This window comes from Brachybacterium paraconglomeratum (assembly GCF_003994255.1).
In the GTDB taxonomy this organism is placed as follows: domain Bacteria; phylum Actinomycetota; class Actinomycetes; order Actinomycetales; family Dermabacteraceae; genus Brachybacterium; species Brachybacterium conglomeratum.
The window spans coordinates 55,297-79,776 of sequence record NZ_ML133858.1; the positions used below are offsets into that span (position 1 = coordinate 55,297).

A 24,480-nucleotide genomic window follows, 5' to 3' on the forward strand; every position below is an offset into this window, starting at 1 on the left:
GTTTCTCCTCCTGTCCGGGTGCGGCCGCTCGGAGCCCGGCCGCGATGGCTCTTGGTCGGGGTGCGCACCTCCTGATCGAGGACTGCTCGCCCATGTGTGGCGAGGAACACCAAGCATGCCACGTTTCCCTCAGCGTTTCCTGGCCATCCGTCCCGAGGTTCCCGTCCGTGCGCGTGCTGTTCAGCCGGGTTCGTCCGCTTCGCCCGGCCCCGGGGGCGCTTCGCCCGGTCCCGCGGACGCGACGACCCCGGGCACCCGTGCGGAGGCGATCACGGCCGCGCCGAGCACCTCGATCCCCTCCGCGTCGAGCGCCTCGTGCATGCCGCGCAGCGTCGCGCCGGTCGTGACGACGTCGTCGACGACGATCACCGGGGCGTCCAGGGCGCGGGCGCGCCGCGCCTGCGCGGGGTCCAGGCGGATCCGTCGCAGCCTCCTGGCCCGGGCACCGCGTCCTTCCTGCGCGGTGGTCGGGGCGGCACGCAGGAGGAGGGCGCGCCCGGCGCCCTCCCGTTCGAGCGCCCGCACGAGCTCGGCGGTGTGGTCCTCCCCGCGGCGCAGCCGGGCCGCCGGGCGGGAGGGCACCGGGACGAGGAGGGGCTCGGCGACGCCCGATCCCTCGGCCAGCCGCCGCACCGCGGGGGCGAGTCCTGCGGCCAGCGCCCCGCACAGGTGCAGCATCCCGCCGTTCTTCCAGGCGAGCACGAGCCGCTGCAGGTCTCCCCCGTACTCGCCGAGCGCGAGCACGGGCAGGAGCGGGCTGTGGTCCACGCCCGCGGGCAGGAGCAGCCCGTCCCGGCTCTGCTCCCGCACCCGGGCGGCGCTGAGCACCTGGAGCGCATCGCAGCAGGCGTCGACCCGCACCGGCGAGGCCTGCAGCAGCGCCGCGCAGTCCGGGCAGAGCCGGGTGCCGTCCCGGCCGCAGGGGCAGCTGCGCGGCGCGACGAGGGAGCAGGTCTGCGCGGCGACCTCCGCGAGCAGGGCGAGCGCGCGCTCGCCCCGGCCGGCTCCCGGGTCGGGCCGCGTGCGAGGAGAGGCGTGCCGTGACGCTCCGCTGTGCATGGGCCGATCCCAGCACCGGGAGCGTCCCGGCACGAGCGGCGGGGCCGAGCGGTGGACGGGGCGGCGCTGGGGAGGGGAGGTCGACGGCGGTACGCGGAGCGGCTCGGGCGGCGTCAGCAGCTCAGGTGATGTCAGCAGCTCGGGCGGCGTCAGTAGAAGCCGGGATCGCGGCCGGTCACCTCGACGCCGCGCCAGCCCTCCCCGTCGGTGCGGCGCAGGTTCCCCTCCGCATCGGCGGCCCAGACCGTCTCGGCCACCACGGAGCCGGTCAGGCGCACGGTGCCGGGCGGCGGGGTGGGCAGCGGCTCGATGGTGCCGGAGAGGTCCTGCAGCTGGGCGCGCAGCTCGCCGGTGCCGGGATCGGTCCCGAGCACCACGACGGTGCCCTCGTCGTACCAGCTGACCTGGCGCACGTCGGCGTAGAAGGTGCGCACCAGGATCGGCTCGGTGAGGGCGGAGGGGACGCCCTCGGCGTCACGCACCACCGCGCACAGCTCGAGCCGCCCCTCGCCCGCCTCGTCGGAGAGCACCAGCATCCGCGTGTCGTCGGCGGCGATGTCCAGGGCGCGCACCTCGCGTCCGGCGAGCCAGGGCGCATCGACCTTCGCGTCGTGCTCAGCGCCCCGGCCCGACAGGGCCAGCAGCGCGCCCGCGCTCGAGCCGACGGAGGTCCACACCCATCCGGCGCCGTCGATGCGGGGAGGGACGAAGCCCGTGCCCGTCGCGGCCTCGCGCAGAGGGACCGAGCCGTCGGTCGAGGCGATCAGCACCTGCGCCCCGTCGAGGCTGCTCGCGGCGGCGAGCCCGCCGTCCGGGGCGATCGCCGGGGAGGCGATCTCCTGTCCGGCGAGGTCGGGGACGAGCTGCGGCGGCGGGTCCGCGCTGCCGGGATCGGCAAGGGAGATCACGCCGGTGGGCCCGGCGGCGATCGGCCGGTGCCCCGGCAGGGCCCGCTCCACCCGCCCGTCCTCCTCGAGCGACAGCTCCCTGCCGTCCTGCACGAGACGCACCACGGAGAGGCTGCGCAAGGAGCGCAGCGAGGACTCCAGCTGGGACAGGGCCAGGCGTCGCGGCTCCGCGGCCAGGCCGGTGATCACGCCCGGCACCTCGACCTGGGCGGTGCCGTCGGCCCCGCTCTCCACCTCGGCCTCCGTGATCCCGGAGCCGCGGGGGATCTGGCTGCCCACGGCCCCCTCGAGGAAGCTCACCGGTCCTGCGGCGAGGCCCTCGAGCACCGCCGTGGCGCCGCGGCGCAGCGGCAGCCAGCGGTGGTCGGGCACGAGATGCCGTTCCCGGGCGTCGAGGAAGTACAGGCGCGCCGGGGAGTAGAGGGTCTCGAACGCCGCCTCGGAGAGGAAGATCCCGTCGGGCACCTCGCTCAGGCGCCACTGGTCCTCGACCTCCTCCACCGCGACGGCGAGCTCCTGCGGGGTGGGGCCGGCGAGCGCGCTGCGCACTCCGCGGGCGTCGACCACGGCGACCGCCTGGAGGCCGAGCACCAGGCGCCCCTCGCTCTCCTCGCGCACCTGCAGCTCCTGGCTGCCGGAGTAGATGGTGATCCGGGCCTCGGGGTCCCAGCCGGCGCTCGCCTCCTCGGTGAGATAGGCGCGGGCGACGGCGAAGTCGTCCTCGGAGCCGACGCCGGCCTGGACGAATCCCGCCAGGACCTCCTGGGCGGTCGCGCCGTCGGCCGGAGGCAGGGCGCGCACGTAGGGCGCCCCGGGATGCGAGCTGCCGGTCAGGGAGCGGCTGTCGATCCCGGAGTCGACGGGGATGCGGGCGCAGCCCGCGCCGAGGCCCAGCAGGGCGGCGGCGCCGAGGGCGTGCAGCACGGTGCGGCGGTCAGGTCTCATCGCGCTCCTGCGTCCTTCTCCTCGGCCGGGTCGTCCTCGCCCGGTCCCTCCCCCTCGGGGCGCCGGGCCGCGACGTCCTCGCCGGCGGGATGGTCGAGGTCGGTCGTGTCGAGATCGGGCAGCAGATCGGGGCCGATGCGAATCTCGCCGGTCGGCGTCGGGGAGACGGCGGCGTCGGCGAGGGCGCGGTCGAAGGGCCGTTCCAGCCGCAGCGGGGAGCGGAACAGCTCGGTGCCGGGGCGGCGCGGGAGCGTGAGCCGGAAGACCGCGCCCTCGCCCTCCTGCCCCCAGGCCTGCAGCCAGCCGCCGTGCAGGTGCGCGTCGGAGGCGGAGATCGACAGGCCGAGCCCCGTCCCGCCGAGGGTGCGGGCGCGGGAGGGGTCCGCGCGCCAGAACCGGTCGAAGACACGACGGGCGTCCTCCGGGGAGATGCCGTGGCCGAAGTCCTGCACCACCACGGCGACGGCGTCCTCGTCGCCCGCGGTCTGGACCAGCACCGGGCTGCCCGCGCCGTGCTCGATCGCGTTGGTGAGCAGGTTCCGCAGGATCCGGTCCACCCTCCTCGCGTCGACGACCGCGGTGGAGGCTCCCTCGCCGAGGCGCACGTCCAGCAGGCACCCACGTGCCCCAGCGAGCGGGCGCACATCCTCGACCGCACGCATGACCAGCGCATCCATGTCCTCGCGCAGGGCCTCGAGCTGCGCCGCGCCCGCGTCGAAGCGGGAGATCTCCAGCAGGTCCGCCAGCAGCACCTCGAAGCGCTGCACCTGCGCGGCCAGCAGCTCGGTGGTGCGCTGCAGCTCCCCGGGCAGCTCCTGGCGGCGCGAGTCCAGCACCGAGGAGGCCATCCGGATCGTGGTCAGCGGGGTGCGCAGCTCGTGGGAGACGTCGGAGACGAAGCGCTGCTGGACCCGGGAGAGCTCGGTGAGGTCGTCGACCTTCTGCTCGAGGCTGCGGGCCATGTCGTTGAAGGACTCCCCCACCCGGGCGAGCTCGTCGGCGCCCGCGACCTCGACACGGCTGGTGAGATCCCCGGCGGCCATCCGCTCGGCGGCGTGCGCGGCGCGCTTGAGCGGGGTCGTGACCATGCGCGCGATGGCGATCGCGATGCCGAGGATGAGGCTCAGCAGCACGAGCCCTCCGCCGAGGATCACCCGCTGGACGAAGGCGAGGGTCTCCTGCTCCTCCTGGAGGGAGTAGATGAGGTACAGGTCGTAGGAGCCCGCGCCGGGCACCACCACCCGGGTGCCGACGAGCAGCGCGGGCTCGGTGCGCCCCGTCTCGTCCTCCCTCCCGATCGAGCGCCAGGAGACGGCGTCGGGCTGCGCGGCGACGGCGGCCGCGAACTCGTCGTCGACCTCGTCGAAGAGGGTCCGGTCGGAGGAGGCGACCGGGAAGACGGTCCCCGTCGTCTCCACGGGCACGAGCGCGACCTCGCGGCGGTCCCCGCCGCCCTGCCCGCCCGTGGACTGCACGAACGCGCTGACCGCGTCCTGCTGCTGGGTGCTGGTCGCGCCGGAGAGCTGGGCGAGGGACTCCCCCAGCTCGTCGCGCACCTCGACCGTCTCCTCGAGGACCCGGTCGCGGCGCTGCTCGTAGAGCACGTCGGCGATGACGGTGGAGAGATAGGCGCCGACGGCCAGCAGCGCCAGCGTCGACAGCAGAGTGGTCACCAGCACGACCCGCAGCGCGAGGGACCAGCTGCGCGGGTCCGCGGACTGCCGGAGACGGTCGCGCCGGAGCGCCGGGGGCCGGGCCCCCTCCGGAGCGCTCACCGCGGCGCGGGCACGCTCAGGACCCGCTCCCCGCGCGGTAGCCGACCCCGCGCACGGTCACCACGATCGAGGGGTTCTCCGGGTCCTGCTCGATCTTCGAGCGCAGCCGCTGCACGTGCACGTTGACCAGGCGCGTGTCGGCGCTGTGGCGGTATCCCCACACGTCGCGCAGCAGCACGTCGCGGGTGAAGACCTGCCAGGGCTTGCGGGCCAGCTGGGTGAGGAGGTCGAACTCGAGCGGGGTGAGGGAGATCAGCTCCCCGTCCCGGCGCACCTCGTGGCCGTCGACGTCGATCGTGAGGTCGCCGATGGTCAGCTGCTCGGTGGTCGGCGGCTCGACGCGGCGCACCCGCGCCTTGATCCGCGCCACCAGCTCCTCGGGCTCGAAGGGCTTGGTGAGATAGTCGTCGGCGCCCGCCTCGAGCCCCTCGACCACGTCGGCGGTGTCGGTGCGGGCGGTGAGCATGATGATCGGGACCCCTGACTCGCGGCGGATCCGGCGGCACACCTCGATGCCGTCCATGCCGGGGAGCATGAGGTCCAGGAGCACGAGGTCGGGGCGCAGGCGCGGGAACGCCTCCAGGGCGGAGGCGCCGTCGGGCGAGGTCGCGACCTCGAAGCCCTTGCCGCGCAGGACGATCCCGACCATCTCGGCGATCGCCTGATCGTCGTCGACCACGAGGATCCGTGAAGGCGTCGTCATGGGGGCCATTGTGCCACCGGGCGGGGCCGACGCCGGGGAGCCCGGCCGCCGGGGTGTCCGGGCGGTAGCCTCGCGGGCGCCCCGAGCACCGCACCCCGCCCCACGACGCCCTGCACCGCGACGCCCGGTCGCCGGAAGACGCCGGGGTGTCGACGTTCGTCGTATCGGCGGCGGGGCCACCACTCCGTAGGGTCGGCTCCAGCAGTCCTGCTCGACCCGCTGCGACGGGGACGAGCACAAGCCGATGGAGGAGCACCGATGAGCAGTCCGTGGACCGCCCCCGGGGCGGAGGTCCCGAGCGAGCCGACAGGCCCGGGAGGCTCCGGCGGCCCCGGCAGCTGGGGGCGGCCGGCCCCCTCCGCGCCCGACGGTCCCGCAGGGCCGGGAGGTCCGGCCCCGACGGGCGCGCCGCAGCGCGAGCTGGTGCAGTCCGTGCCGCTGTTCCCGCTGCGGCCGCTGGGGCTCGGCGAGATCCTCGGTGCGGCCGTGCGGATCTATCGCCTGCGCACCCGTGCGGTGCTCGGCGTCTCCGCCGCGGTGTACGGGGTCGCCTTCGTGCTCATCACCCTGTCGACCGGGGCGGGGATGATGCCGATGATCGGCGACATGCAGGCCGCGATGCAGGACCCCACCGGCTCGAGCGAGGTCCCCTTCACCGGCACCGTCGGCGACATCGTCCTGACCGTGGTCACCAGCGTGATCACGGGCCTCGTCACGATGGTCGCGGCTTCCCTGGTCACGGTCGCCCTGACCCGCCTCGCGCTCGGCGAGGCGACCGGCACGCCGCTCCCGACCTCCGAGATGTGGGCGACGATGCGGCGCCGCGGCCTGCCCGCCCTCGGCGTCAGCCTGCTCATCGCGCTGATGTCGACGATCCTGTTCACGGTGCCCTTCGCGCTGGGGCTGGCGCCGATCCTGATCGTGCAGGAGCCGGGCTGGCTGACGATCCTCCCGATCCTGCTCGGCACGGTCGTGGGCCTGCTGGCGATGCTGTGGCTGTGGGCGCGGACCGTGCTGGCGATCCCGGCGCTGGTCCTCGAGGAGACGGGCGTGCTCGGCGCGATCCGCCGCGGCTTCGCGCTCACCCGCGGCAGGCGCCTGTGGCGAGTGCTCGGCATCGCGGTGCTGCTGTACGTGCTGTACATGGTCGTCACGTACACCGTCTCCGGGGTGTTCGGCATGGTCGCCGGCATCGCATATTTTGCGATCCTGCTGGTCAGCGCCGGGGAGGCGGTGGTGCTGGGCGTGGCTCTGCTGACCATCCTCTCGATGCTCGGCACGTATCTGGCGACCTTCCTCCTGGCTCCGTTCCTCTCCGCCGGGTACACCGCGCTGTACGCCGATGTGCGGATGCGCGACGAGGCCTGGGACGTGGAGCTCACCCGCCGGGCCCGTGACGCCTGGGCGGCGGACGGGGCCCGATGATCCCGGCCGCACCGCGGCTCGGCCCCGACGAGGCGCGCGAGCGGATCCTCGAGGAGCTCGCGAAGGACGAGTACGACGACTCCCCCGGCTTCGTCGCCTGGCTGCTCGGCGCGATCGAGGACTGGCTGGCGCGCATGGTCGACGGCGTCGACGGGTCCTCGGCCATGCAGACCGTGATCGCGGTGCTGCTGGCGCTGGTCCTCGCCGCGGTCGTGGTGCTGGTGCTGCGGCGCACCGGCCTGCTGCGCCGCAGCCCCGCCCTCGCCGTCGACGCGGCGCTCGACGCCGAGCCGGTGCTCAGCGGGGAGGAGCTGCGCGGCGCCGCCCGCGACGCGATCGACGCGGGACGCACCGACGACGGGACCGTGCTCGCGCTGCGCGCGCTGGTGCGCGACCTCGAGGAGCGCACCCTGCTGGACGTCGCGACCGGCATGACCGCCCACGAGGCCGCGACCCGTGCGGCGCTCACCTTCCCCGACCTGCGGGGCCGGCTCCAGCGCGGGGCGGACGCCTTCGACACGGCCGCCTACTCGGTGCGGAGCGTCGGGGGGAAGCCGGCCGAGGACATGCTGCGCCTGGCCGAGTACATCGCCGAGACGTCCCCCGACCTCTCCGCGCTCGAGCAGGCCGAGGCGGGGACCCCCGCATGAGCGCCCCCGCACCGACCGAGCCCGCCGCGCCCCGCGGCGCGGCGGGGACGGACGCCGCCCCGCCGGGAGCGGGCGCTCCCTCCGGCGCCGCGCAGGAGCGGCGCCGGCCCTGGCTCGTCGCCGCCGTCGTCCTCGCGGTGATCGCCGCGGTCCTCGTCTCCGTGGCGCGGGGCCTGTACCGCGACGGCCCGCTCGAGCCCGACGCCCCCACCGGCCAGGGCGCGAAGGCCGTCGTCCAGGTGCTCGGCGACCTCGGCGTCGAGGTCGAGACGAAGCGGCACACGGCCGACGCCGCCGAGGACCTCCGGGCGGGCGGGACCGTGCTGCTGACCGCGCCGAAGAGCCTCAGCGGCGAGCAGCTCACGACGCTCGCGGAGGCGCGCGAGGAGGGCGGGGGCCGGCTGATCGTGCTCCGGCCCGACTTCGTCGCCCTCTCGTATCTCACCTCCGGCATCACCCCCTCCGGCGCGCTGCGGGAGCAGACGCGGGTCGAGGCGGGCGCGGCCTGCGGGGACCTGTCCCACGGCGCCCGCGTGCTGGAGGTGCCCGATGAGGAGGACGCCCTGGACGGGCCCGCCTCTCTCTACACCGCGACCGATGCGGTGGCCTCGACGTGCTTCGAGGCGGAGGGCGGCGCGCTCGTCGCCGAGTCCGACGGGGTGCTCGTGCTCGGCAGCCCCGACCTGCTCACCAACGACGGCGTGGGCCGGGCCGACAACTCCGCGCTCGCGTTGAACGCCCTGCCCGCCTCCGACGAGCTGACCTGGTACGTCCCCTCGGCGACGGATCCCCAGGGGACCTCCTCGCCGTCGCTCGTCGACCACCTGCCCGAGTGGATCGGTCCGGTCGCGGCCTGGCTCGTGCTGGCCGCGGTGCTGGGGCTGATCGCGCTGGGCCGACGCCCCGGCCCCGTGGTGGTCGAGCCGCTGCCGGTGACCGTGCGCCCCCAGGAGCTGGTGCTCGGCCGGGCACGGCTCCTGCAGCAGGCCTCGGCCCGCGATGCGGCGGCCGCCGCCCTGCGCGCCGCCGCCGCGACCCGCCTCGCCGACCGGCTCGGGCTGCGCCACGAGTCCGCGCTCGACGGGCTCCTGGCGGCGCTGGCCCCGCACGTCGAGGAGTCCCCGGAGCAGCTGCGTGCGCTCCTCGGCCCCGCCCCCGTCGCCACCGACCGCGACCTCGTGCGCCTCGCCCACGACCTCGACCGTCTCGAGAAGGAGATCGACCGATGACCGACCCCGTCCCGCCGCGGCCCGACGCCCCCGGCGCCGGCGCGCCCCAGCCCTCCCCCGCCCCGCAGGGCGGCCAGACCGATGCGTCGGCCGTCGCCCCGTCGACCCCCGCGGTCGACGTCGACACCCGTGCGCAGCTGCAGGGGCTCGCCGCCGAGATCCACAAGGGCGTCGTCGGCCAGGACGCGGCGATCACCAGCCTCGTCGTCGCCCTGCTGTGCCGCGGGCACGTGCTGCTCGAGGGCGTGCCGGGGGTCGCGAAGACCCTGCTGGTGCGCTCCCTCGCGGAGGCGCTCGACGTGCGGATGCGCCGCGTGCAGTTCACCCCGGACATGATGCCCGGAGACATCACCGGCTCCCTCGTCTACGACAACACCACCAGCGACCTCGTCTTCCGCGAGGGCCCGGTGTTCACGAACCTGCTGCTGGCCGACGAGATCAACCGCACGCCCCCGAAGACGCAGTCCGCGCTGCTGGAGGCGATGGAGGAGCGGCAGGTGACGATCGACGGGGCGAGCCGCCCCCTGCCCGATCCCTTCCTCGTCGTCGCCACGCAGAACCCGATCGAGTTCGACGGCACCTACACCCTGCCCGAGGCGCAGCTGGACCGCTTCCTGCTGAAGGCTGTGATGCCGCTGCCGGAGCGGGAGGTCGAGGTGGACGTGCTGCGCCGCCACGCCGACGGCTTCGACACCACCGATCTCGCCGCCATGGGCCTGCGCGCCGTCGTGGACGTCCCCTCCCTGCATCGCGCCCAGCAGGACGTCGCCCGCGTCGCCGCGGAGGATCCCGTCGTGCAGTACATCGTGGACGTGTGCCGGGCGACGCGCCGCTCCCCCAGCTTCACCCTCGGCGTCTCCCCGCGCGGCGCGATCGCGCTGCTGCGCACCGCCCGCGCCTGGGCGTACCTCTCGGGCCGGGACTTCATCACCCCCGACGACGTGAAGGCCATGGCCCCGGCGACGCTCTCGCACCGGGTGCGGCTGACCACCGAGGCCGAGCTGGAGGGCACCCAGGTCGAGGCCGTGCTCGCCGCGACCCTCGCCTCCGTGCCGGTCCCCCGCTGAGCGCCCCATGAGGATCTCGTTCACCCCGCGCGCGGCCCTGGCCGCGCTGCTCGCGCTGCCCGTGATCGTGCTGTGGCCGCTGTGGTGGGTGGTCCTGATCCTGCTCGCGCTGTGGGCGCTCGTGGTCCTCGCCGATGCGCTGGCCGCCCCGGCCCCGCAGCGGATCCGGGTGCGTCGCGAGGCGCCGGCGCAGGTGCGTCTGGGCGGCACCGTCCCCGGACGCCTGCTGCTGACGAACACCACCGCGCGCCGTGCACGGCTCGAGGTGCGCGACGCCTGGAACCCGACCGCGGGCCTCGCCTCCCAGCACAGCCGCCTCGACCTGCCCGGCCAGGAGCGGCGCGCGATCGCCCAGTCCTTCACGCCCACGCGGCGCGGCGAGCACAGCTCCCGGCAGCTGCTGATCGGCTCGCTCGGCCCGCTGGGCCTCGCCCGCCGCAGCGCCCGCGTCCCGGCGCTCGGGCGGATGCTGGCCCTGCACCCCTTCGGCGCCCGCAGGCACCTCCCCTCCCGCGTGCAGCGGCTGCGGGAGATCGAGGGGCTCGCCGCGATCCACCAGCGCGGCCAGGGCACCGAGTTCGACTCCCTGCGCGACTTCGTGGACGGCGACGACGTCCGCTCGATCGACTGGCGGGCGACCGCGCGCCGGCGCAGCGTGGTGGTGCGCACCTGGCGGCCCGAGCGGGACCGTCACGTGCTGATCGTGGTGGACACCTCCCGCACCTCCGCCGGACGCCTCGGCGAGGCGACGAGGCTCGATTCCGCCTTCGACGCGGCGCTGCTGCTGACGGCGCTGGCCGGGCAGGCCGGGGACCGGGTGGACCTGCTGTGCGTGGACCGGATCCCGCACGTCTCGGTGCTCGGCTCCACCCGCACCAAGGTGCTCCACGACATGGTCGCCGCGACCGCGGCCGTGGAGCCGGCGCTGGTGGAGACGGACTGGGAGCGCGCCGCGGCCGCGATCGAGTCCCGCACCCGCCGCGGCTCCCTCGTCGTGCTGATCACGCCGGTGGAGGCGCAGGTGCTCCATTCCGGGCTGCTGCCGGTCGCGGCGCGCCTGGCCAAGGACCACCCCCTGGTGCTCGCCTCGGTCGCCGATCCCGCGCTCGAGGAGCTCGCCGGAGGGCGCGGCGATCTCGAGACCGTGTACCGGGCCGCCGCCGCGGAGCGCGCCCGCTCCGAGCGCGCCGGAGTCTCCCATGCCCTCGAGCGCGTCGGCGCGCACGTCGTCGACGCCCCGCCGGACCGGGCCCCGCAGGCGCTGGCCGACGCGTATCTCTCCCTCAAGGCCGCCGGCAGGCTCTGACCCGGCCGCTTCCCCGCACCAGGAGCCGCACCCGCCGTCGTGGTCGTGGTCGTAGTCAGGATGGTCAGCCACGGGCGCTGGGTGTACCAGTACGCCTATATCGTCGTACTGGTACGCCCAGCGCCGGTACATGACCATGCCGCTGCCTGGCTCGGGCAGGGCCGCGCTGGCCGAGCCGCTCACGCCGCTCACGTCGTCCCGGCGATATGCCGCGGCCGCCGGCGAGATGGCGGGCCTCGATTCCGGCACCGCTGCCGAGCTCGACCGCGACGGGCCGGTCATCGGGCGTCGTCCGAAGTGAGGGCCCGGGCTCCTCGAGCAGGCCGCACCGTCGGTGCTCGGCCCCCAGCCCTGGCCGCCGTCGCAGGGCTCGGCCCTCAGGCGGCGATCACCGGGCTCGGCGCTCAGGCGGCGGTGGCGACGCGGGAGCCGACGAGCTCCTCGGAGAGGTCGCCGGAGATCCCGGCGCGATGCGCCTGGCGGCCCCGCACGAGCATGTACGCGAGGAACGCCAGCCAGGCCGCCGCGCCGACCGCGATCCGCAGCGCCGGCGGCAGGGAGCTCGGCGTCACGAAGGCCTCGATGAACCCCGCGACCAGCAGCACGGGCACCAGCCCGATCGCGACGGTGACCAGGGAGCGGGCGGCGTGGGAGAGCGCCCACGGGCGCGGCAGCGGGCCGGGGCGCACCCAGGCCCAGAAGGTGCGCAGACCCGCACCGGCGCCGACGACGATCGCGGTGATCTCCAGCAGGCCGTGCGGGAGGATGAACACGAAGAAGGTGTCCAGTCCCCCGTAGGCGCCCAGCACCCCCGCCGACAGACCGACGTTCAGTCCGTTCTGCAGCAGCATGTAGACCGGCCAGAAACCGGTCACCCCCAGCACCACGGACTGCACTGCGATCCACGCGTTGTTCGTCCACACCCGGGCGGCGAAGCCCGAGGCCTCGCCCTCGAAGTAGTAGGCGACGAAGTCCCGCTGGGCGAGGGCGCGCTGCTGCGCCTCCGGCACCACGAGCTCGCGCGCGGTCGCGTCCAGGCCGAAGTACAGCCCGGAGACGAGGGAGGAGAGCAGGAAGATCGACGCCGCGAGCGCGACCGTCCAGCGGGCCTGGAACAGCGCCGAGGGGAGGTCCTCCCAGAAGAAGGTGCGCGCGTGCTTCCACAGCGGGATCCGCGTCCCGGTGATCCGCAGCCGGGCGCGGTGGACCAGGAGGGAGAGCCGGGAGATCAGCGCGGGATCCGGCACGGTGGAGCGGACCCTGGAGAGGTGGGTGGAGACCTCCTGGTAGAGCGCGAGCAGCTCGTCGATGCCGCCCGCGTCGAGGGTGCGGGCGCGGGTGAGCTCCTCGAGACGGTCCCACTGCGGCCGGTGCACGGCGATGAAGGCGTCGGTGTCCACGCAGACAGGGTAGGCGGCCCCCGTCCCCGTCCACGGCCGACGAAAGTCGGGGGCGGCCCGGCCGGAAGCCGACGCTCGACGCTGACGGCACCTCCTCGCTCCTGCCAGGATGGGGCCATGGCACTTTCGGGCACTGCGGCGGCCGTCTCCCCCTCGAGCCGCCGCGACGCGCTGATCACCGGCGATGCGGTCCTGCTCGACCTGCGCACCGCCTCCTTCGCGACCCGCATCGTCTCCGCCGTGATCGACGGGGTGCTGCAGCTGGCGCTGCTGATCGGGGGGATCCTGTCGATCGCATGGTTCGCGGACCGCGCCGCCCTGGACGACGGCTTCCTCGCCGCCGGGGTCCTGCTCGCCTCGGTGCTGGCCTATGTCGGCTATCCGGTGCTCAGCGAGCTGCTGCTGCGGGGCCGCTCCGTGGGGCGGCTGGTGATGGGCACGCGGGTGGTGCGGGACGACGGCGGCCCGGTGCACGTGCGCCAGAGCGTGCTGCGCGCAGTGATGGCGATGTTCGAGATCTGGTCGACCACCGGCGCCGTGGCGCTGGTCTGCTCCGTGATCGACCGCCGCTCGCGCCGGATCGGGGACCTGCTGGCCGGGACGATGGTGATCCAGGAGCGCATGCGCACTCATCCTCCGCAGCGCATCGAGGTCCCGCTCTCGCTGCGCGACTGGGCGCAGGCGGCGGACGTGGGCCGGCTCCCGCTGCCGCTGCTGCAGGACATCCGCGCCTTCCTGCCCCGGGCCGGGCAGATCAACGCCGAGTCGCGCCATCAGCTCTCGCGGGACCTGCTGCGCCGCACGCTGCCGCATGTCGCGCCCGCACCGCCCCCGGGCACCCCGCCGGAGGAGTTCCTCGCCGCGGTGCTCGCCGAGCGCTCACGACGGGACGAGATGCGGCTGCGCAGGGCGCAGGAGCGTCAGCAGGAGCTGGCCGCCGAGGTGCGGGCGGTGCCCTTCTCGGCCTGATCAGTCGGCCGACGGCGCCTCGGCGCGGCCGGCGATCAGCACCGGGATCCCGCCCTCGACCGCGTGGACGCGCCCGCAGTCCGTGCACTGGAGGGCGGCGTCGACGTCGTGCAGCACCCCGCCGCAGTCCGGGCAGCGCAGCGCCGCACGCACCCAGCCGGGCACGTCGGCGCCGCTCGCCCCGGCCGGCAGCTGCGCGGGAGAGACCTCGGGAGCGTTCGCGGGAACGGCAGCGGGGAAGGTCTCCGGGGTCGGCTCGGCAGAGGCCGGCTCGGGAGTCGACTCGGCGGCGTCCGCCACGCCGAGCACGAGCGTCCGGATCTGGTCCAGCACCTGCTCCATCGTCGTCCGCTCCTGCGCCTCGACGTTCAGGCGCAGCAGCGACTCGGTCTGCGAGGAGCGCAGCGAGAGCCACCAGCGCTCGTCCGGGGCGAGGTGCTCGTCCCAGTGGTGCACGGAGAGCCCGTCGAGCTCGTCGATCCGCGCGGCGGGCAGCGACTCGGCGTGGGCGCGCACCCGGGCGGTGGCCGCGACCGCGTCGTCGACGGGGAAGTTGTGCTCGCCGCTGCCGGCGTACGGGGAGTGCTCGGCCACCAGAGCGGAGGCGGTGCCGTCGGTCTCCGCGAGCGCGGCGAGGACGTGCAGCGCGGCGAGCATGCCGGAGTCGGCGAAGAAGAAGTCGCGGAAGTAGTAGTGGGCGGAGTGCTCCACCCCGGCCACCGCTTCCTGCTCGGCCATGATCCGCTTGATGCCGGCGTGGCCCACGGGGGTCAGCAGCATCTCGCCGCCCGCCGCCGCGATGACCTCGTGCACGTGGCGGGAGGCGACCGCGTTGACGGCCACGCGGGGACGCTCCTCCCCCGCGGCGCGGGCACGGGCGATCTCGCGCGAGGCGATCAGCGCCCCGATCGCCGAGGGCGGGACCGGGGTGCCGGTCTCGTCCAGCACGACGCAGCGGTCCGCGTCGCCGTCGAAGGCGAGGCCGAGGTCCGCGCCCTCGCGGCGCACCGCCTCCTGCAGATCACGGAGGTTCTCGGGCCGCAGCGGGTCGGCCGGGTGGTGGGGGAAGGTGCCGTCGAGTCCGAAGTGCAGCTCGATCAGCTCCACCTGCTCGAGCGGGCCGAGCACGGCGGGGGCGGTGAGGCCTGCCATCGCGTCGGCCGCGTCGACCACCACGCGCAGTCGCCGGCCCGCGGGCAGGTCGACCAGGCCGTGGAGGGTGCGGGCGTAGTCCTCGAGGGTGTCGATCCGCTCGGAGCGGCCCTCGCCGCGCACGGGGATCTCCCCGGCGGCGAGATACGCCTCGGCGCCCCGGCGCACGTCCTCGAGCCCCGAGTCCCGGCCGACGGGCCGCGCGCCGGGCAGGCACAGCTTCATCCCGTTGTCGCGGGCGGGGTTGTGGGAGGCGGTGATCATGAGCCCCGCCGCGCGGTGGAGGCCGGAGGCGCAGTACAGCTGGTCGGTGGAGGACAGGCCGGCGTCGGCGACGATCGCGCCGCGGCGCACGGCGCCCTCGATCACGGCGCGGGACAGCTCCGGGGAGCTCAGGCGCATGTCGTGGGCGACGATCAGCTCGGGCTCGGCCAGGACGTCCGCGAAGGCGGCGCCGAGCGCGCGGGCGATCTCGGCCGTGAGCTGCTCGCCGGCGACGCCGCGGATGTCGTTCGCCTTGACGATGGCGGACAGGTCGTGGGTCGTCTCAGTCATCGCTGTTCCTGATCACGTGGAGGTGGCGGTCGCGCTCGGCAGGACGGCCGGCGGGGCGGCCGCCGGCGTCGCGGGGGCCGTGGCCTCCTGCGCGCGACGTGCCGCGGGGTGCGCCGTCGGGGGTGCCCGGGCCGGCGCTGCCGACCGGGCCGTGCGGGCCCTGGCCGGGAGCGGGCGCGGCGGGGCGGCGCACGGCGTCGGCGAGGGCGACGAGGTCGTCGCTGACGTCCTCGCCGCCGGCGACCCGCAGCAGCTCCCAGCCGCGCGGCGGGGTCATGCGGGCGGCATGCTCGTGGCAGAGGTCGTAGGCATGGGGCTCGCTGAGGCGGGAGAGCGGGCCGAGCACCGCGGTCGAGTCCTGGTACACGAAGGTCAGGGAGCTGACTGCCGGCTGCGAGCAGGCGGTCCGGGAGCATTCACGAGCTGGCACGCACAGCAGTGTACGCAGGTCGCGGGCCCGGCGGGCGCGGCGCGCCCGTGGGAGGCGAGGGTGGGGTCCGGCACTGCGGGAGCGGGGCTACAGTGCACGGCATGGACCTCGAACCCGGCCGTGCCCCCGCCCCGCGAGGACCGCTCGGCCCGCGTCGCCGCGACCGCCGCGGCCGCGGCCGGCGCTGGGACCTCATCCCCCCGCACCTGCCCGGCCATCGCACGCGCCGGGAGCGCTTCGACGATCTCGTCGCCGATGCGGGGGCCGCGCTCACCGAGCGGTTCCCCCGGCGTCTCGCGCACCTGCAGGTGCTCGTCGAGGAGGTGCCGTCGGCGGATCCGGCACCCTGGGAGGAGGCCCAGGTGGTGCTGGGTCGTGCGGTGCCGGGCACCCGCGAGCACCCGCCGCGCGTGGTCGTCTACCGCCGGCCGCTGGAGACGCGGTGCGTGACCGCGACGGAGCTGGAGATGCTGGTGCGGCAGGTGCTGTCCGAGCAGATCGGCTCGCTGCTCTCGATCGCGCCGGAGGACGTCGACCCGGAGGCCTGGGACCTCTGAGCCGCCGCGCGACCGGCGCGGCGCGCGCACCGTGCGACGCGGACGGCAGCCCGGGCGCACCGCGCGGCGGTCGCGGACGCGCCGGTGCGGAGCGGCTGTCGCGGGACCGGGAGCGTCCTCAGTCGGTGAGGACGACCGGGACGCTGTCGCCGTCGCCCGCATCGGGCAGGACCGGCAGCGAGGAGAGCAGCACGCCGCCCGCCCCGTCGGACTGGCGCTGCGTCCAGCTCGCGTGGACCGCGCCCGGCACCTCGGGGACGATCGACAGGGCCGCGGCGCCCTCCCCGCCGAGGCGGAGCTGCTCGTGGGTGAGTGTGCTGGTCGCGCCTGCGGCGAGGTCGACCGCGATCGGCTCCCCGGCCGCCCCGTCGGCGCCGATCGGGATCACCCGGGCCTCGGTGTCCTCGTCCGCGGTGAGGGTGAGCGCACCGGTCGCGCCCTGCCCCGGCAGGGCGCTGACCGCATGGGTGCCGAGCGCCGGCGCGGGGGCGACGAGCGTGAAGTCCACCGGTGCGCCGACGGTGTCACCGGGCAGGTCCTCCCCGGTGCGGGCGCTGCGGGTGACGGCGTCGAGCGGGCCGTCCGCGGAGACCTGCACCGCGTAGGTGCCGTCGGCGAGGCCCTCGACGGCGGTGGGCACCACGGCGCCGGCGGGGACCTCGATCTGCGCGGGCGATGCCCCTGAGGCGGCGCCGTCCGCGCCCAGGACCTCGACGTCCGCGGTGACGGTGGAGCCCGAGGGGTTCGAGAGCACGAGGGTGGGCGCGGTCCCGGCGATGTCCACGCCGGGCATGACCAGCTCCTGCGCGGGGGCGGGCAGCGGATCGAGGATCTCGGCGCCGCCGGGGGTCAGCCCGTCCCGCTCGGTGGTCTGCACGTGCAGGGACAGGGGCGCGCCGAGCACGGAGACGTCCACGCCGACCGCGTCCTCCCCCGGCACCACGGACTCCAGCAGCACCCGCTCCTCGTCGCCCGGCGCGACGACGACCTGGCTGCGCCCCTCCATCGCCGCCGGCCCGTCGGCGGTGCGCAGCTGGACCGAGGCGGTGGCTGGGCGGTCGGAGGAGTTGGAGAGCACGAGCACGGAGCTGTCCCCGGTCTGCGTGGAGACGCCGAGGAAGGACGCCTCGGTGGTCGGCTCTGCGCAGCGGGACAGGGACAGGGAGCGGAAGTCCCCGGACGCGGTCCAGGTGCCCTGGACGGCGTCGGCGACGGGACGACCGCCCTCGGAGGTCTGCGCCGTGACCCGGGGCGCGGTGCGCACGTCCCGCAGGGTCTGCACCGCGATGCCGAGATCCGTCGAGGCGGCATCGCCGGGAAGCTCCTCGCCCTCGGCGTCCGCGGCCGTGATCGCGGGGGCGGGCACGGCGCCCTCGGCGTCCTGCCGGGTGCTGGATCCGCTCACCTCGCCGAACAGGACGGAGGACGCGGGCTCGGCCGCGACGCTGCGCAGGGAGACCGACGGGGTGGGCGGGGTGACCGCGAGCGCGGCGTCGCCGCCCGTCTGCAGCGCCTCGTCGGGCACCTGCAGCGGGCCGTGGCAGGCGAGGCTGCGGGGGCCGGGGCTCGCCGTGGTCGCGACGTGCTCGGCCGCGGCGGGCTCGCGGTCCGGGGCGACGGCGAGCGCCCCGGCGGCCAGCAGCAGGGGGACGATCGCGGCGACGCCCAGCAGCAGGCGGGCGGGCCGTCCGTGCGCGGCGCGCACCCGTCCCGCCCCGCGGGCGGTCCCCGTGCGGTCCTCAGCCTCGGTCTCGGCCTCGGAAGCGTGCTCAGCCATACATCTCCTCCGCGGTGCGGGTGCGGACCCGCCAGGGGATCGCGATCAGCGCGGTGGCCGCGGTCGCGCCGTACAGCAGCAGCTGCCAGAGCGGTCGGGCGGGCTGGTGGCGGTGGATCTCGAGCTCTCCCCCGGCCCCGGCCGGGACGGTGAAGCCCTGCGCCCAGCCGTCGACCTCGACCGCGGCGAGCTCGGTGCCGTCGAGGCTCGCGCGCCAGTCCGTGTCGTGACGCTCCGAGAGCACGACGGTGCGCTCCTCGTCGGCGGGGGCGATCTCGCCCTCGGCGTCCACGACCCCGCTGTCCAGGGCGATCGGCTCCTCGCCGCCGGTGACGACGGCGCGCGGCAGGGCGTCGATCACGCGCCAGGTCCCGCCCTCGGAGCCCTCGGTGACCTTCTCGAGCAGCGGGGAGCTGTCCAGGGTGCTCATCAGCTCGGGTCGGCTCTCGCGGTCCCCGTGGACCACCACGTAGGCGATCGCGGGATCGGCGAGGTCCGTGCCGTCCTCGGCGCCGCCGGAGAGCATCGCCGCCACGTCCTCGCGCAGCCCGGCGGAGGCGGGATCGTCGTCGACGGGCTGGCCGGCCAGCGCCGCCTCGACGTGGCGGGCGTCGACGAGCGCGGAGTGCTGGATCACGGTGTCCTCGCCGTGGACCACGAGGCGGGCGGCGACCGCGCCGTCCTCGGCCTGGTCCAGCACCAGCACCCGGGAGCGGGCCTCGGTGCGGCCCTGGTCGGCGGCGGCCGCGGGGACCTCCCCGCCCTCCACGCGCCCGATCTGCAGCGCGCGGGGAATCAGCGCCATCCCGCCCACGACGGTGAGCAGGCAGGCCGCCGCGGTGACGGCACCGATCACGGAGGTGAGCAGGCGCCGGAGACGCGAGTCGCGCTCCTGACGACGGGCGAGGGTGTCGAAGGTCGCCGCGGCGCCGAGGGAGAGGCAGAGCAGGGCCGCGCTGAGCAGGGCGTGCAGCGGCGGGGTCAGCACCTGCCCCTGGCCGACGGAGGTCCCGGTGGAGCGGGCCGCCAGCACGGCGAGCGCGCAGACGGCGGCGGCGAGCAGGCTCAGCCGGCCCGCGCGGCCGGCCGCACCGCGCAGCAGCGGGGAGACCAGGGCGCCGAGCACCACCGGCGCGACCGGCAGCAGCACCAGGAGTCCGGCGGCGCCCTCGCCGAGCATCCCGGCGAGCGGCGCGGCGAGGTCGGGGGCGACCGGCCACAGTCCCAGCAGGTCCCGGGCGCTCGCCTCGCCCGCCGAGGCGGGCACGCCGACGACGGCCAGGAGGGTGCGGGGATGGCCGAGGTAGGTGGGCAGGTAGGGCGCGTGGAGCGCGAGCGAGGGCAGCAGCACCCACAGCAGGCGCAGGCGTCGACCGGGCGCGGCGATCGCGACCAGTGCGAGGGCCGGCGCGACGAGCAGCACCAGCACCGGCTGCACCGCCCCGATCACCAGCAGCAGCAGACCGCCCGCGGCGGCCGCGGAGACGGAGGCCTGGGAGACCTTGTGGGGCAGGCCGATCGCCCGTCCGATCGCGAGGGCCAGCAGCGGCAGCAGCACGTGCACGGCCAGCAGCGGCCATGCGCCGACGGCGAGGGCGGTCAGGAGCGAGGGGGCGAGCGCCCACACGCAGGCGAGCACGAGGCGGGCGCCGACCGCGCGGGTGATCGCGCCGGAGGCCCACCAGGCGGCGACCGCCGCGGCCGGCACCGCGGCGAACACCAGCACCTCGACGAGCAGGGAGCCGCTGCCGGGCAGGTGCCCGAGCAGGCGCACGAGCGGGTCGCCGGGCCCGCGGTCCCCGAGTCCGCCCGGGACCCAGGTCGACCAGGCCGCGGCCCAGCGGTCGGCGGCGGCCTCCGGCACGGCGCGCAGACCCGCGCCGGCGAGCTCGCCGCGGCCGAACAGGCTCCGCAGCGAGAACAGGCCCAGGATCGAGGCGCCGAGCACCACCACCGCGGTCCACACGATGTGGCGGCCGTAGTCGGCGTCGTCCAGCCCGTGCCGGGTCCCGGCGATGCCCCAGGTGGTGCGGCGGATCTGGCGGCGACGGTCGTCGTCGGCGAAGAGACGGGTGCCGACGTCGTCGAGCCAGCGCCGCAGGCTCGCACCGCGCGGGAGGTAGAGCGGGGCGAGGCGTCGCCGGGGCACGCGGGCGCGCCGGCGGTCGCGGGCGCCGCGGCCGAGGACGCGCCGCATCCGCGGCAGGGCGGCGAGGACGGCGCGCAGCTCCATCAGCGCGGTGCGCGGCGCGGTCGCCGCGAGCGCCCCCGCCATCCGCAGGAGGGTCTCGAGCGGGAGGAGCAGGAGGGTGAGCAGCGCGTGCAGGAGCGGGCGGTGCTTGAGCACCGTGAGCAGGCGCCCGGTGCGCTGGTCCTGGAGTCGCTCGAGGACGGGCCGGGTGGGATGGGGGTGCAGGATCCGGGCGGCGGACTGCACCGCGACCCGCTCCCCGGAGCGCCACACGCGCTGGCACAGGTCGATCTCCGCCCAGGGGGCGGGGAGGTCGGGGTCCAGGCCCCCGAGCTCGCGCAGCGTCTGCTCGCGGATCAGCATGCCGGGCAGCGGCACGGCGAGGACGTCCTGGCGCCAGTCGGCCTGTCCCTGGTCGATCTCGCCGGGGTCCACGCCGGTGATGATGCGCCCGCCGTGGGTCAGGGTGATGCCGACGTCGACCAGGGCGTCCGCGGACTCGGCGGTCTGCGGGAGGTCGGCGCCCGGCTCGGCATGGCGCACCCGCTTCGCCCCGACCACCGCGGTGGTCGGGGACTGCCGGACGCTCTCGAGCTCGCGCTCGAGCGCGTCGAGGGCGGGGATCTCGGGGTCCTCGAGGAACCACAGCCAGCGCTCCGCGGGGGCGCCCTCGGCGAGGCCCGCGCGGCGCCCGCTGCGGGGCCCCGCCTCGCGCAGCCGCACGGGCACGAGGGCGAGCGCCTCCGCGCGCTGGGTGCGCGCGCGCTCGAGGGCGTCGACGTCGACGGCGCGGGCGCGACGGCCGGCACGACGCGTGGAGGGCTGCGCGGCCGGCTCCGGGGCGTCGACGGGGCCGAGGGTGCGCTCGTGCTGCGCGGCGAGAGCGTCGAGGACCTCCTCGACGGCGGCCGCACGGCCGGGGAGCGAGGGATCGGGGCGGGCGGGGACGTCGACGAGACGGTCCACCTCGCCCGAGGCGGTCAGGCTCTCGAGCGCGGCGCGCACGTCCTCGTCGAGATCGGAGGGTGCGGCGACGACCACCCGGTCCGGGAGTCGGGTCTGGGCGGTCAGTGCTGCGTGGAGCGCATCGTGGGTTCCCGCGGTCGTCGCCCCGCTCAGCAGGACGACCGCGGTGACTTGGCGCTCGTTCACCGGGTCAGGATGTCAGACCACCCGGCGCTTGAGCTTGCGTCGCTCGCGCTCGGAGAGACCGCCCCAGATGCCGAACCGCTCGTCGTTCTCGAGCGCGTACTCGAGGCACTCGGCGCGCACCTCGCAGGAGACGCACACCTTCTTCGCCTCGCGGGTCGAGCCGCCCTTCTCGGGGAAGAACGCCTCCGGGTCCGTCTGCGCGCACAGGGCGCGCTCCTGCCAGCTCAGCTCTGCATCGTCGGAGTCCTGCCCGGCGAGGTCGAGCAGGGACAGCTCTGCACGCGCATCGTCGTCGACTCGTTCCTCGTCCATGGCCACCACTCCTTCCACTGCTGTGTTGACCTGTCATGACCAGCGAAGGCCTCTTTCCGCCCCTAAAGTACACCGGTGTAGTTATGGTGCGTCAAGCGGCGTCGGCGCGTCGCGGAGCACATCACTGCGCGAACGGCCGTGCACGACACGGCGGTCGTCGCCCGCCGTTCCGACCGCCACGTCCCGCGCCGCCGTTGCACTTTCCGGGGCGACGCCGCCCCTCCGATCCCTCGTCCCGGCTCCCCGCCCGCCGCAGGAGCCCGCCCCCGGGAGGCACCGTGACCCCCACCCCGTCCCCGTCCGAGCCCGCCGACGCTCCCTCTGTCGCATCCGCCACGAGCGCTCCCCCGCCGCAGGTCACGGTGCTGCCGCTGACCGGCCTCGGCGAGGTCCGGGAGGGCGCCGACCTCGCCGTCCTGCTCGCCGGGGCGCTCGCCCCGCTCGCCCCGCGCGAGGGGGACGTGCTGTGCGTCTCGACGAAGATCGTCTCCAAGGCCCTCGGCCTGCGGGTGAGCTCCGAGGAGCGGGACGCGGCGATCGAGCGGATCGCCGTGCGCACCGTCGCCCGCCGCCTCCACACCCGGGTGGTGACCTCGGTGGTCCAGATCCCCTCGGGCCCGGTCATGGCCGCCGCCGGGGTGGACGGCTCGAACGCGCCGGACGGCCCGCTGCTGCTGCCGGAGGACCCCGACGCCTGCGCCCGCGAGCTGCGCGAAGGGCTCGTCGCCCGTCTCGGGGTCTCGATCGGGGTGGTGCTCACCGACACCTCCTCGCGGATCTGGCGGGTGGGGGTCTCCGACATCGCGCTCGGGGCGGCCGGGGTGACCTCGCTCGAGGACCTGCGCGGCGGGGTCGATGCCGACGGGCGGCCCCTGAGCGTCACCGTGCGGAACCTCGCCGACGAGCTCGCCGCCGCGGCGGACCTCGTCAAGGGCAAGGCGAGCGGGATCCCGGCCGCGCTCGTGCGCGGGGTCCCCGGGGCGACGGGCGTCGACGTCCCGGCCCGGGAGCTCTCGCGCACGGGGGCCGACGACTGGTTCCGCAGGCCGAGCCTGGAGTCGGTGTGGGCGGCCCTCGGCCTCGCCCCGGAGCAGGAGCCGATCGCGCGAATGTCCCCGGAGCCCGCCGAGGAGCGGATAGCCCGGGCGCTCGAGGTCGCCGCGCTCCCCCGCCCCGGCGCCCCCCCGTTCCTCTCCCGGGCCGCCGCGGTCCGGGACCGCTCAGGCTCGACGCATATCGTGGTCGAGCGGGCCGATGCCTCCGCCGCCGCGCTCGCCGACGCCGCGACCCTGGCCGAGCGGGTGCGCACCGCGCTCGGCGCCGAGTCCCTCGGCGAGGAGCTGTCCCAGGTGCCCGTGCTGATCGTCCCCGATCCCGAGGAGAACCCCCGATGACCTCGTCCCCGACGCCCGACCCCTCGACGACGGGCCGTGCACTGCTCGCGGCGCTCGAGGCGCTCGGCCCCACGCCGGCGCTCGCCTGGTACAGCGAGGCGTCCCGGATCGAGCTGTCCGGGCACGTGCTCGCCAACTGGGTCATCAAGGCGATCGGGCATCTGCACGACGAGGTCGCGCTGGAGCACGGCGACACGGTGGTCCTGGACCTCGCCCCGCACTGGAAGCGCCTGGTCCTCGCGCTCGCGACCTGGTCCCTCGGTGGCGAGGTCGCGCTGCTGCCGCGGACCGGGGCGGGGGATCCGTCGGCCGACGACGCCGCGGCCGCGCCGCCGGGCGACGGCGAGGACCCGCGCGTGGTGGTCACCGACCGTCCGGACTCCGCGCTCGCGGACACGGCCGACGAGGTGCTCGCCGTTCAGGGGGTCTCCCTCGCGCCCCGCTACGACGGGGAGCTGCCGCCGCTGGTGCGTGACTGGCTGGTCGAGGTGCGGGGCAGCTCGGACCGGCTCGGCGTGGCGCTGCCCGCCTGGAGCGGCCCCGCCCCCGCCCCGAGCTCGGGCGGTGCCGCACCGCGACTGCTCGTGGCGGGCGACGGGCTCGAGACGGCGTCCCGCACGCTCGGCGCCTTCCTGGAGGGCGGCGGGATCGTCGGCCCCGCGGCGGCGGTCACCCCGGAGCGCGCCGAGGTCGAGGGCGTCACCGACCGGTGCTGAGCCGCCGCCCCGGCCGGGGCGGCGGCGGGCGGGGCTCAGCTCGCGCGAAGCGTCGCGATGGCCTCGGTGGGGTCGCCGTCGAAGACGGTGCGGCCCTTGCGCAGCACGACGATGCGGGTGCAGAGCTTCTCGAGCATCTCCAGCTCGTGGGAGACGACGACCATGGTGCGACCGGCCTTCTGCAGCTCCCGGATCCGCTCCAGGCACTTGCGCTGGAAGGGCTCGTCGCCGACGGAGAGGATCTCGTCGACCAGGAAGATGTCCGGCTCGGTGTGCACCGCGACGGAGAAGGCCAGGCGGAGGAACATGCCCGAGCTGTAGTACTTCACGTCGGTGTCGATGAACTCCTCGATCTCGCTGAACGCGACGATCTCGTCGAACCTCGCATCGATCTGCTCGCGGGTCATGCCGAGGATCGCGCCGTTGAGGTAGACGTTCTCCCGCCCGGAGAGGTCGGGGTGGAAGCCGGCGCCCACCTCGATCAGGCCGGCGACCCGGCCGCGCAGCAGCACCCGTCCCTGGTCGGGGAAGAGCACCCCGGAGATCGTCTTCAGCAGGGTCGACTTCCCGGAGCCGTTGAAGCCGATCAGGCCCACGGTCTCCCCCGCGTGGACGGTGAGGTCCACGTCGTCGAGGGCCAGGAAGGTGTCGGCGAGCTTCTTGCGCTGCAGCGCGGAGAACACCAGCTCCTTCAGGGAGTGGTCGTGGCGCAGCGAGAACTGCTTGGTGACGTGCTCGATCCGGACCATCTCGCGGTCTGTGGGCCGTGCGGCGGACTCGGGCACGGCGTCGATGTTCGGGCTCATCC

At 75.7% G+C, this 24,480-nt stretch carries 21 protein-coding genes; 10 read left to right on the forward strand and 11 right to left on the reverse strand.

Annotated elements, in window-relative coordinates; genetic code table 11:
• Positions 1-180: 180 nt before the first annotated feature.
• The 4 genes from DS079_RS12520 to mtrA all read right to left on the reverse strand — a co-directional run bounded on the left by DS079_RS12520 (position 181) and on the right by mtrA (position 5,399).
• Positions 181-1,059 (reverse strand): phosphoribosyltransferase family protein, encoded by an 879-nt coding sequence (locus DS079_RS12520; RefSeq protein ID WP_126988204.1) that lies wholly within the window; start codon positions 1,057-1,059, stop codon positions 181-183.
• Positions 1,060-1,208: 149 nt separating this feature from the next.
• Positions 1,209-2,912, reverse strand: coding sequence for an LpqB family beta-propeller domain-containing protein (locus DS079_RS12525; RefSeq protein WP_126988205.1), 1,704 nt, complete (start codon positions 2,910-2,912; stop codon positions 1,209-1,211).
• The gene (gene mtrB / locus DS079_RS12530) at positions 2,909-4,687 is read right to left on the reverse strand and encodes an MtrAB system histidine kinase MtrB (RefSeq protein ID WP_126988207.1); all 1,779 of its coding nucleotides are present in this window, start codon (positions 4,685-4,687) and stop codon (positions 2,909-2,911) included. The genes DS079_RS12525 and mtrB overlap by 4 nt, the downstream gene beginning before the upstream one ends.
• A 16-nt stretch (positions 4,688-4,703) precedes the next feature.
• Positions 4,704-5,399: an MtrAB system response regulator MtrA gene (gene mtrA / locus DS079_RS12535; protein WP_029360252.1), complete on the reverse strand. Its 696-nt coding sequence runs from the start codon at positions 5,397-5,399 to the stop codon at positions 4,704-4,706.
• Positions 5,400-5,648: 249 nt separating this feature from the next.
• Here mtrA and DS079_RS12540 point away from each other — a divergent pair, with 249 nt between their 5' ends.
• The 6 genes from DS079_RS12540 to DS079_RS17150 all read left to right on the forward strand — a co-directional run bounded on the left by DS079_RS12540 (position 5,649) and on the right by DS079_RS17150 (position 11,368).
• On the forward strand, positions 5,649-6,815 hold the full coding sequence (locus tag DS079_RS12540; protein ID WP_126988209.1) for a glycerophosphoryl diester phosphodiesterase membrane domain-containing protein: 1,167 nt from the start codon (positions 5,649-5,651) through the stop codon (positions 6,813-6,815).
• The gene (locus DS079_RS12545) at positions 6,812-7,465 is read left to right on the forward strand and encodes a DUF4129 domain-containing protein (protein WP_126988211.1); all 654 of its coding nucleotides are present in this window, start codon (positions 6,812-6,814) and stop codon (positions 7,463-7,465) included. The genes DS079_RS12540 and DS079_RS12545 overlap by 4 nt, the downstream gene beginning before the upstream one ends.
• Positions 7,462-8,694, forward strand: a complete 1,233-nt coding sequence (locus DS079_RS12550) for a DUF4350 domain-containing protein (protein WP_126988213.1) — start codon at positions 7,462-7,464, stop codon at positions 8,692-8,694. The genes DS079_RS12545 and DS079_RS12550 overlap by 4 nt, the downstream gene beginning before the upstream one ends.
• Positions 8,691-9,761, forward strand: coding sequence for an AAA family ATPase (locus DS079_RS12555; RefSeq protein ID WP_010549799.1), 1,071 nt, complete (start codon positions 8,691-8,693; stop codon positions 9,759-9,761). Before DS079_RS12550 ends, DS079_RS12555 begins: the two co-directional genes overlap by 4 nt.
• Before the next feature lie 7 nt (positions 9,762-9,768).
• Positions 9,769-11,067 (forward strand): DUF58 domain-containing protein, encoded by a 1,299-nt coding sequence (locus tag DS079_RS12560; RefSeq protein ID WP_126988215.1) that lies wholly within the window; start codon positions 9,769-9,771, stop codon positions 11,065-11,067.
• 130 nt (positions 11,068-11,197) lie between these two features.
• On the forward strand, positions 11,198-11,368 hold the full coding sequence (locus tag DS079_RS17150) for a hypothetical protein (protein ID WP_164736241.1): 171 nt from the start codon (positions 11,198-11,200) through the stop codon (positions 11,366-11,368).
• A 103-nt stretch (positions 11,369-11,471) separates the two neighbouring features.
• Here the strand turns inward: DS079_RS17150 and DS079_RS12565 are convergent, their stop codons facing one another.
• Positions 11,472-12,467: a stage II sporulation protein M gene (locus DS079_RS12565; RefSeq protein ID WP_126988217.1), complete on the reverse strand. Its 996-nt coding sequence runs from the start codon at positions 12,465-12,467 to the stop codon at positions 11,472-11,474.
• 117 nt (positions 12,468-12,584) lie between these two features.
• Between DS079_RS12565 and DS079_RS12570 the strand changes: the two genes are divergently transcribed.
• Positions 12,585-13,436 (forward strand): RDD family protein, encoded by an 852-nt coding sequence (locus DS079_RS12570; RefSeq protein WP_126988219.1) that lies wholly within the window; start codon positions 12,585-12,587, stop codon positions 13,434-13,436.
• On the opposite strand, the gene DS079_RS12575 is transcribed toward DS079_RS12570, so the two are convergent.
• Together DS079_RS12575 and DS079_RS12580 are read right to left on the reverse strand one after the other, a co-directional pair.
• Entirely contained in the window at positions 13,437-15,143 is a 1,707-nt protein-coding gene (locus DS079_RS12575; protein WP_126988221.1) for a phosphomannomutase/phosphoglucomutase, read from the reverse strand.
• Positions 15,136-15,573, reverse strand: coding sequence for a DUF3499 domain-containing protein (locus DS079_RS12580; protein ID WP_164736242.1), 438 nt, complete (start codon positions 15,571-15,573; stop codon positions 15,136-15,138). Before DS079_RS12580 ends, DS079_RS12575 begins: the two co-directional genes overlap by 8 nt.
• Positions 15,574-15,674: 101 nt before the next feature.
• Here DS079_RS12580 and DS079_RS12585 point away from each other — a divergent pair, with 101 nt between their 5' ends.
• Positions 15,675-16,130 (forward strand): metallopeptidase family protein, encoded by a 456-nt coding sequence (locus DS079_RS12585; RefSeq protein WP_053918226.1) that lies wholly within the window; start codon positions 15,675-15,677, stop codon positions 16,128-16,130.
• A 118-nt stretch (positions 16,131-16,248) separates the two neighbouring features.
• Here the strand turns inward: DS079_RS12585 and DS079_RS12590 are convergent, their stop codons facing one another.
• From DS079_RS12590 to DS079_RS12600, 3 genes are read right to left on the reverse strand one after another with little or no spacing between them, the layout of a single operon-like run.
• Positions 16,249-17,907, reverse strand: a complete 1,659-nt coding sequence (locus tag DS079_RS12590) for a DUF5719 family protein (RefSeq protein WP_126988226.1) — start codon at positions 17,905-17,907, stop codon at positions 16,249-16,251.
• Complete coding sequence (locus DS079_RS12595) at positions 17,900-21,250, reverse strand: glycosyltransferase family 2 protein (protein WP_126988228.1); 3,351 nt, start codon at positions 21,248-21,250, stop codon at positions 17,900-17,902. Before DS079_RS12595 ends, DS079_RS12590 begins: the two co-directional genes overlap by 8 nt.
• 12 nt (positions 21,251-21,262) lie before the next feature.
• Positions 21,263-21,562 carry a WhiB family transcriptional regulator gene (locus DS079_RS12600; protein ID WP_010549808.1) on the reverse strand — a complete coding sequence of 100 codons (300 nt, stop codon included), beginning with the start codon at positions 21,560-21,562 and terminating at the stop codon, positions 21,263-21,265.
• A gap of 278 nt (positions 21,563-21,840) precedes the next feature.
• Between DS079_RS12600 and DS079_RS12605 the strand changes: the two genes are divergently transcribed.
• Positions 21,841-22,956: a coenzyme F420-0:L-glutamate ligase gene (locus DS079_RS12605; protein ID WP_126988230.1), complete on the forward strand. Its 1,116-nt coding sequence runs from the start codon at positions 21,841-21,843 to the stop codon at positions 22,954-22,956.
• On the forward strand, positions 22,953-23,672 hold the full coding sequence (locus tag DS079_RS12610; protein WP_126988232.1) for a TIGR03089 family protein: 720 nt from the start codon (positions 22,953-22,955) through the stop codon (positions 23,670-23,672). Before DS079_RS12605 ends, DS079_RS12610 begins: the two co-directional genes overlap by 4 nt.
• A gap of 35 nt (positions 23,673-23,707) precedes the next feature.
• On the opposite strand, the gene DS079_RS12615 is transcribed toward DS079_RS12610, so the two are convergent.
• Complete coding sequence (locus tag DS079_RS12615; RefSeq protein WP_126988234.1) at positions 23,708-24,478, reverse strand: ABC transporter ATP-binding protein; 771 nt, start codon at positions 24,476-24,478, stop codon at positions 23,708-23,710.
• Between the last annotated feature and the right edge of the window lie 2 nt (positions 24,479-24,480).

Coding starts and splice junctions, on each gene's coding strand:
- DS079_RS12520 (WP_126988204.1), bottom strand. CDS start 1,059: ATGCACAGCGGAGCGTCACGGCACGCCTCTCCTCGCACGCGGCCCGAC.
- DS079_RS12525 (WP_126988205.1), bottom strand. CDS start 2,912: ATGAGACCTGACCGCCGCACCGTGCTGCACGCCCTCGGCGCCGCCGCC.
- mtrA (WP_029360252.1), bottom strand. CDS start 5,399: ATGGCCCCCATGACGACGCCTTCACGGATCCTCGTGGTCGACGACGAT.
- DS079_RS12540 (WP_126988209.1), top strand. CDS start 5,649: ATGAGCAGTCCGTGGACCGCCCCCGGGGCGGAGGTCCCGAGCGAGCCG.
- DS079_RS12545 (WP_126988211.1), top strand. CDS start 6,812: ATGATCCCGGCCGCACCGCGGCTCGGCCCCGACGAGGCGCGCGAGCGG.
- DS079_RS12550 (WP_126988213.1), top strand. CDS start 7,462: ATGAGCGCCCCCGCACCGACCGAGCCCGCCGCGCCCCGCGGCGCGGCG.
- DS079_RS12555 (WP_010549799.1), top strand. CDS start 8,691: ATGACCGACCCCGTCCCGCCGCGGCCCGACGCCCCCGGCGCCGGCGCG.
- DS079_RS12560 (WP_126988215.1), top strand. CDS start 9,769: ATGAGGATCTCGTTCACCCCGCGCGCGGCCCTGGCCGCGCTGCTCGCG.
- DS079_RS17150 (WP_164736241.1), top strand. CDS start 11,198: ATGACCATGCCGCTGCCTGGCTCGGGCAGGGCCGCGCTGGCCGAGCCG.
- DS079_RS12570 (WP_126988219.1), top strand. CDS start 12,585: ATGGCACTTTCGGGCACTGCGGCGGCCGTCTCCCCCTCGAGCCGCCGC.
- DS079_RS12575 (WP_126988221.1), bottom strand. CDS start 15,143: ATGACTGAGACGACCCACGACCTGTCCGCCATCGTCAAGGCGAACGAC.
- DS079_RS12585 (WP_053918226.1), top strand. CDS start 15,675: ATGGACCTCGAACCCGGCCGTGCCCCCGCCCCGCGAGGACCGCTCGGC.
- DS079_RS12590 (WP_126988226.1), bottom strand. CDS start 17,907: ATGGCTGAGCACGCTTCCGAGGCCGAGACCGAGGCTGAGGACCGCACG.
- DS079_RS12600 (WP_010549808.1), bottom strand. CDS start 21,562: ATGGACGAGGAACGAGTCGACGACGATGCGCGTGCAGAGCTGTCCCTG.
- DS079_RS12610 (WP_126988232.1), top strand. CDS start 22,953: ATGACCTCGTCCCCGACGCCCGACCCCTCGACGACGGGCCGTGCACTG.
- DS079_RS12615 (WP_126988234.1), bottom strand. CDS start 24,478: ATGAGCCCGAACATCGACGCCGTGCCCGAGTCCGCCGCACGGCCCACA.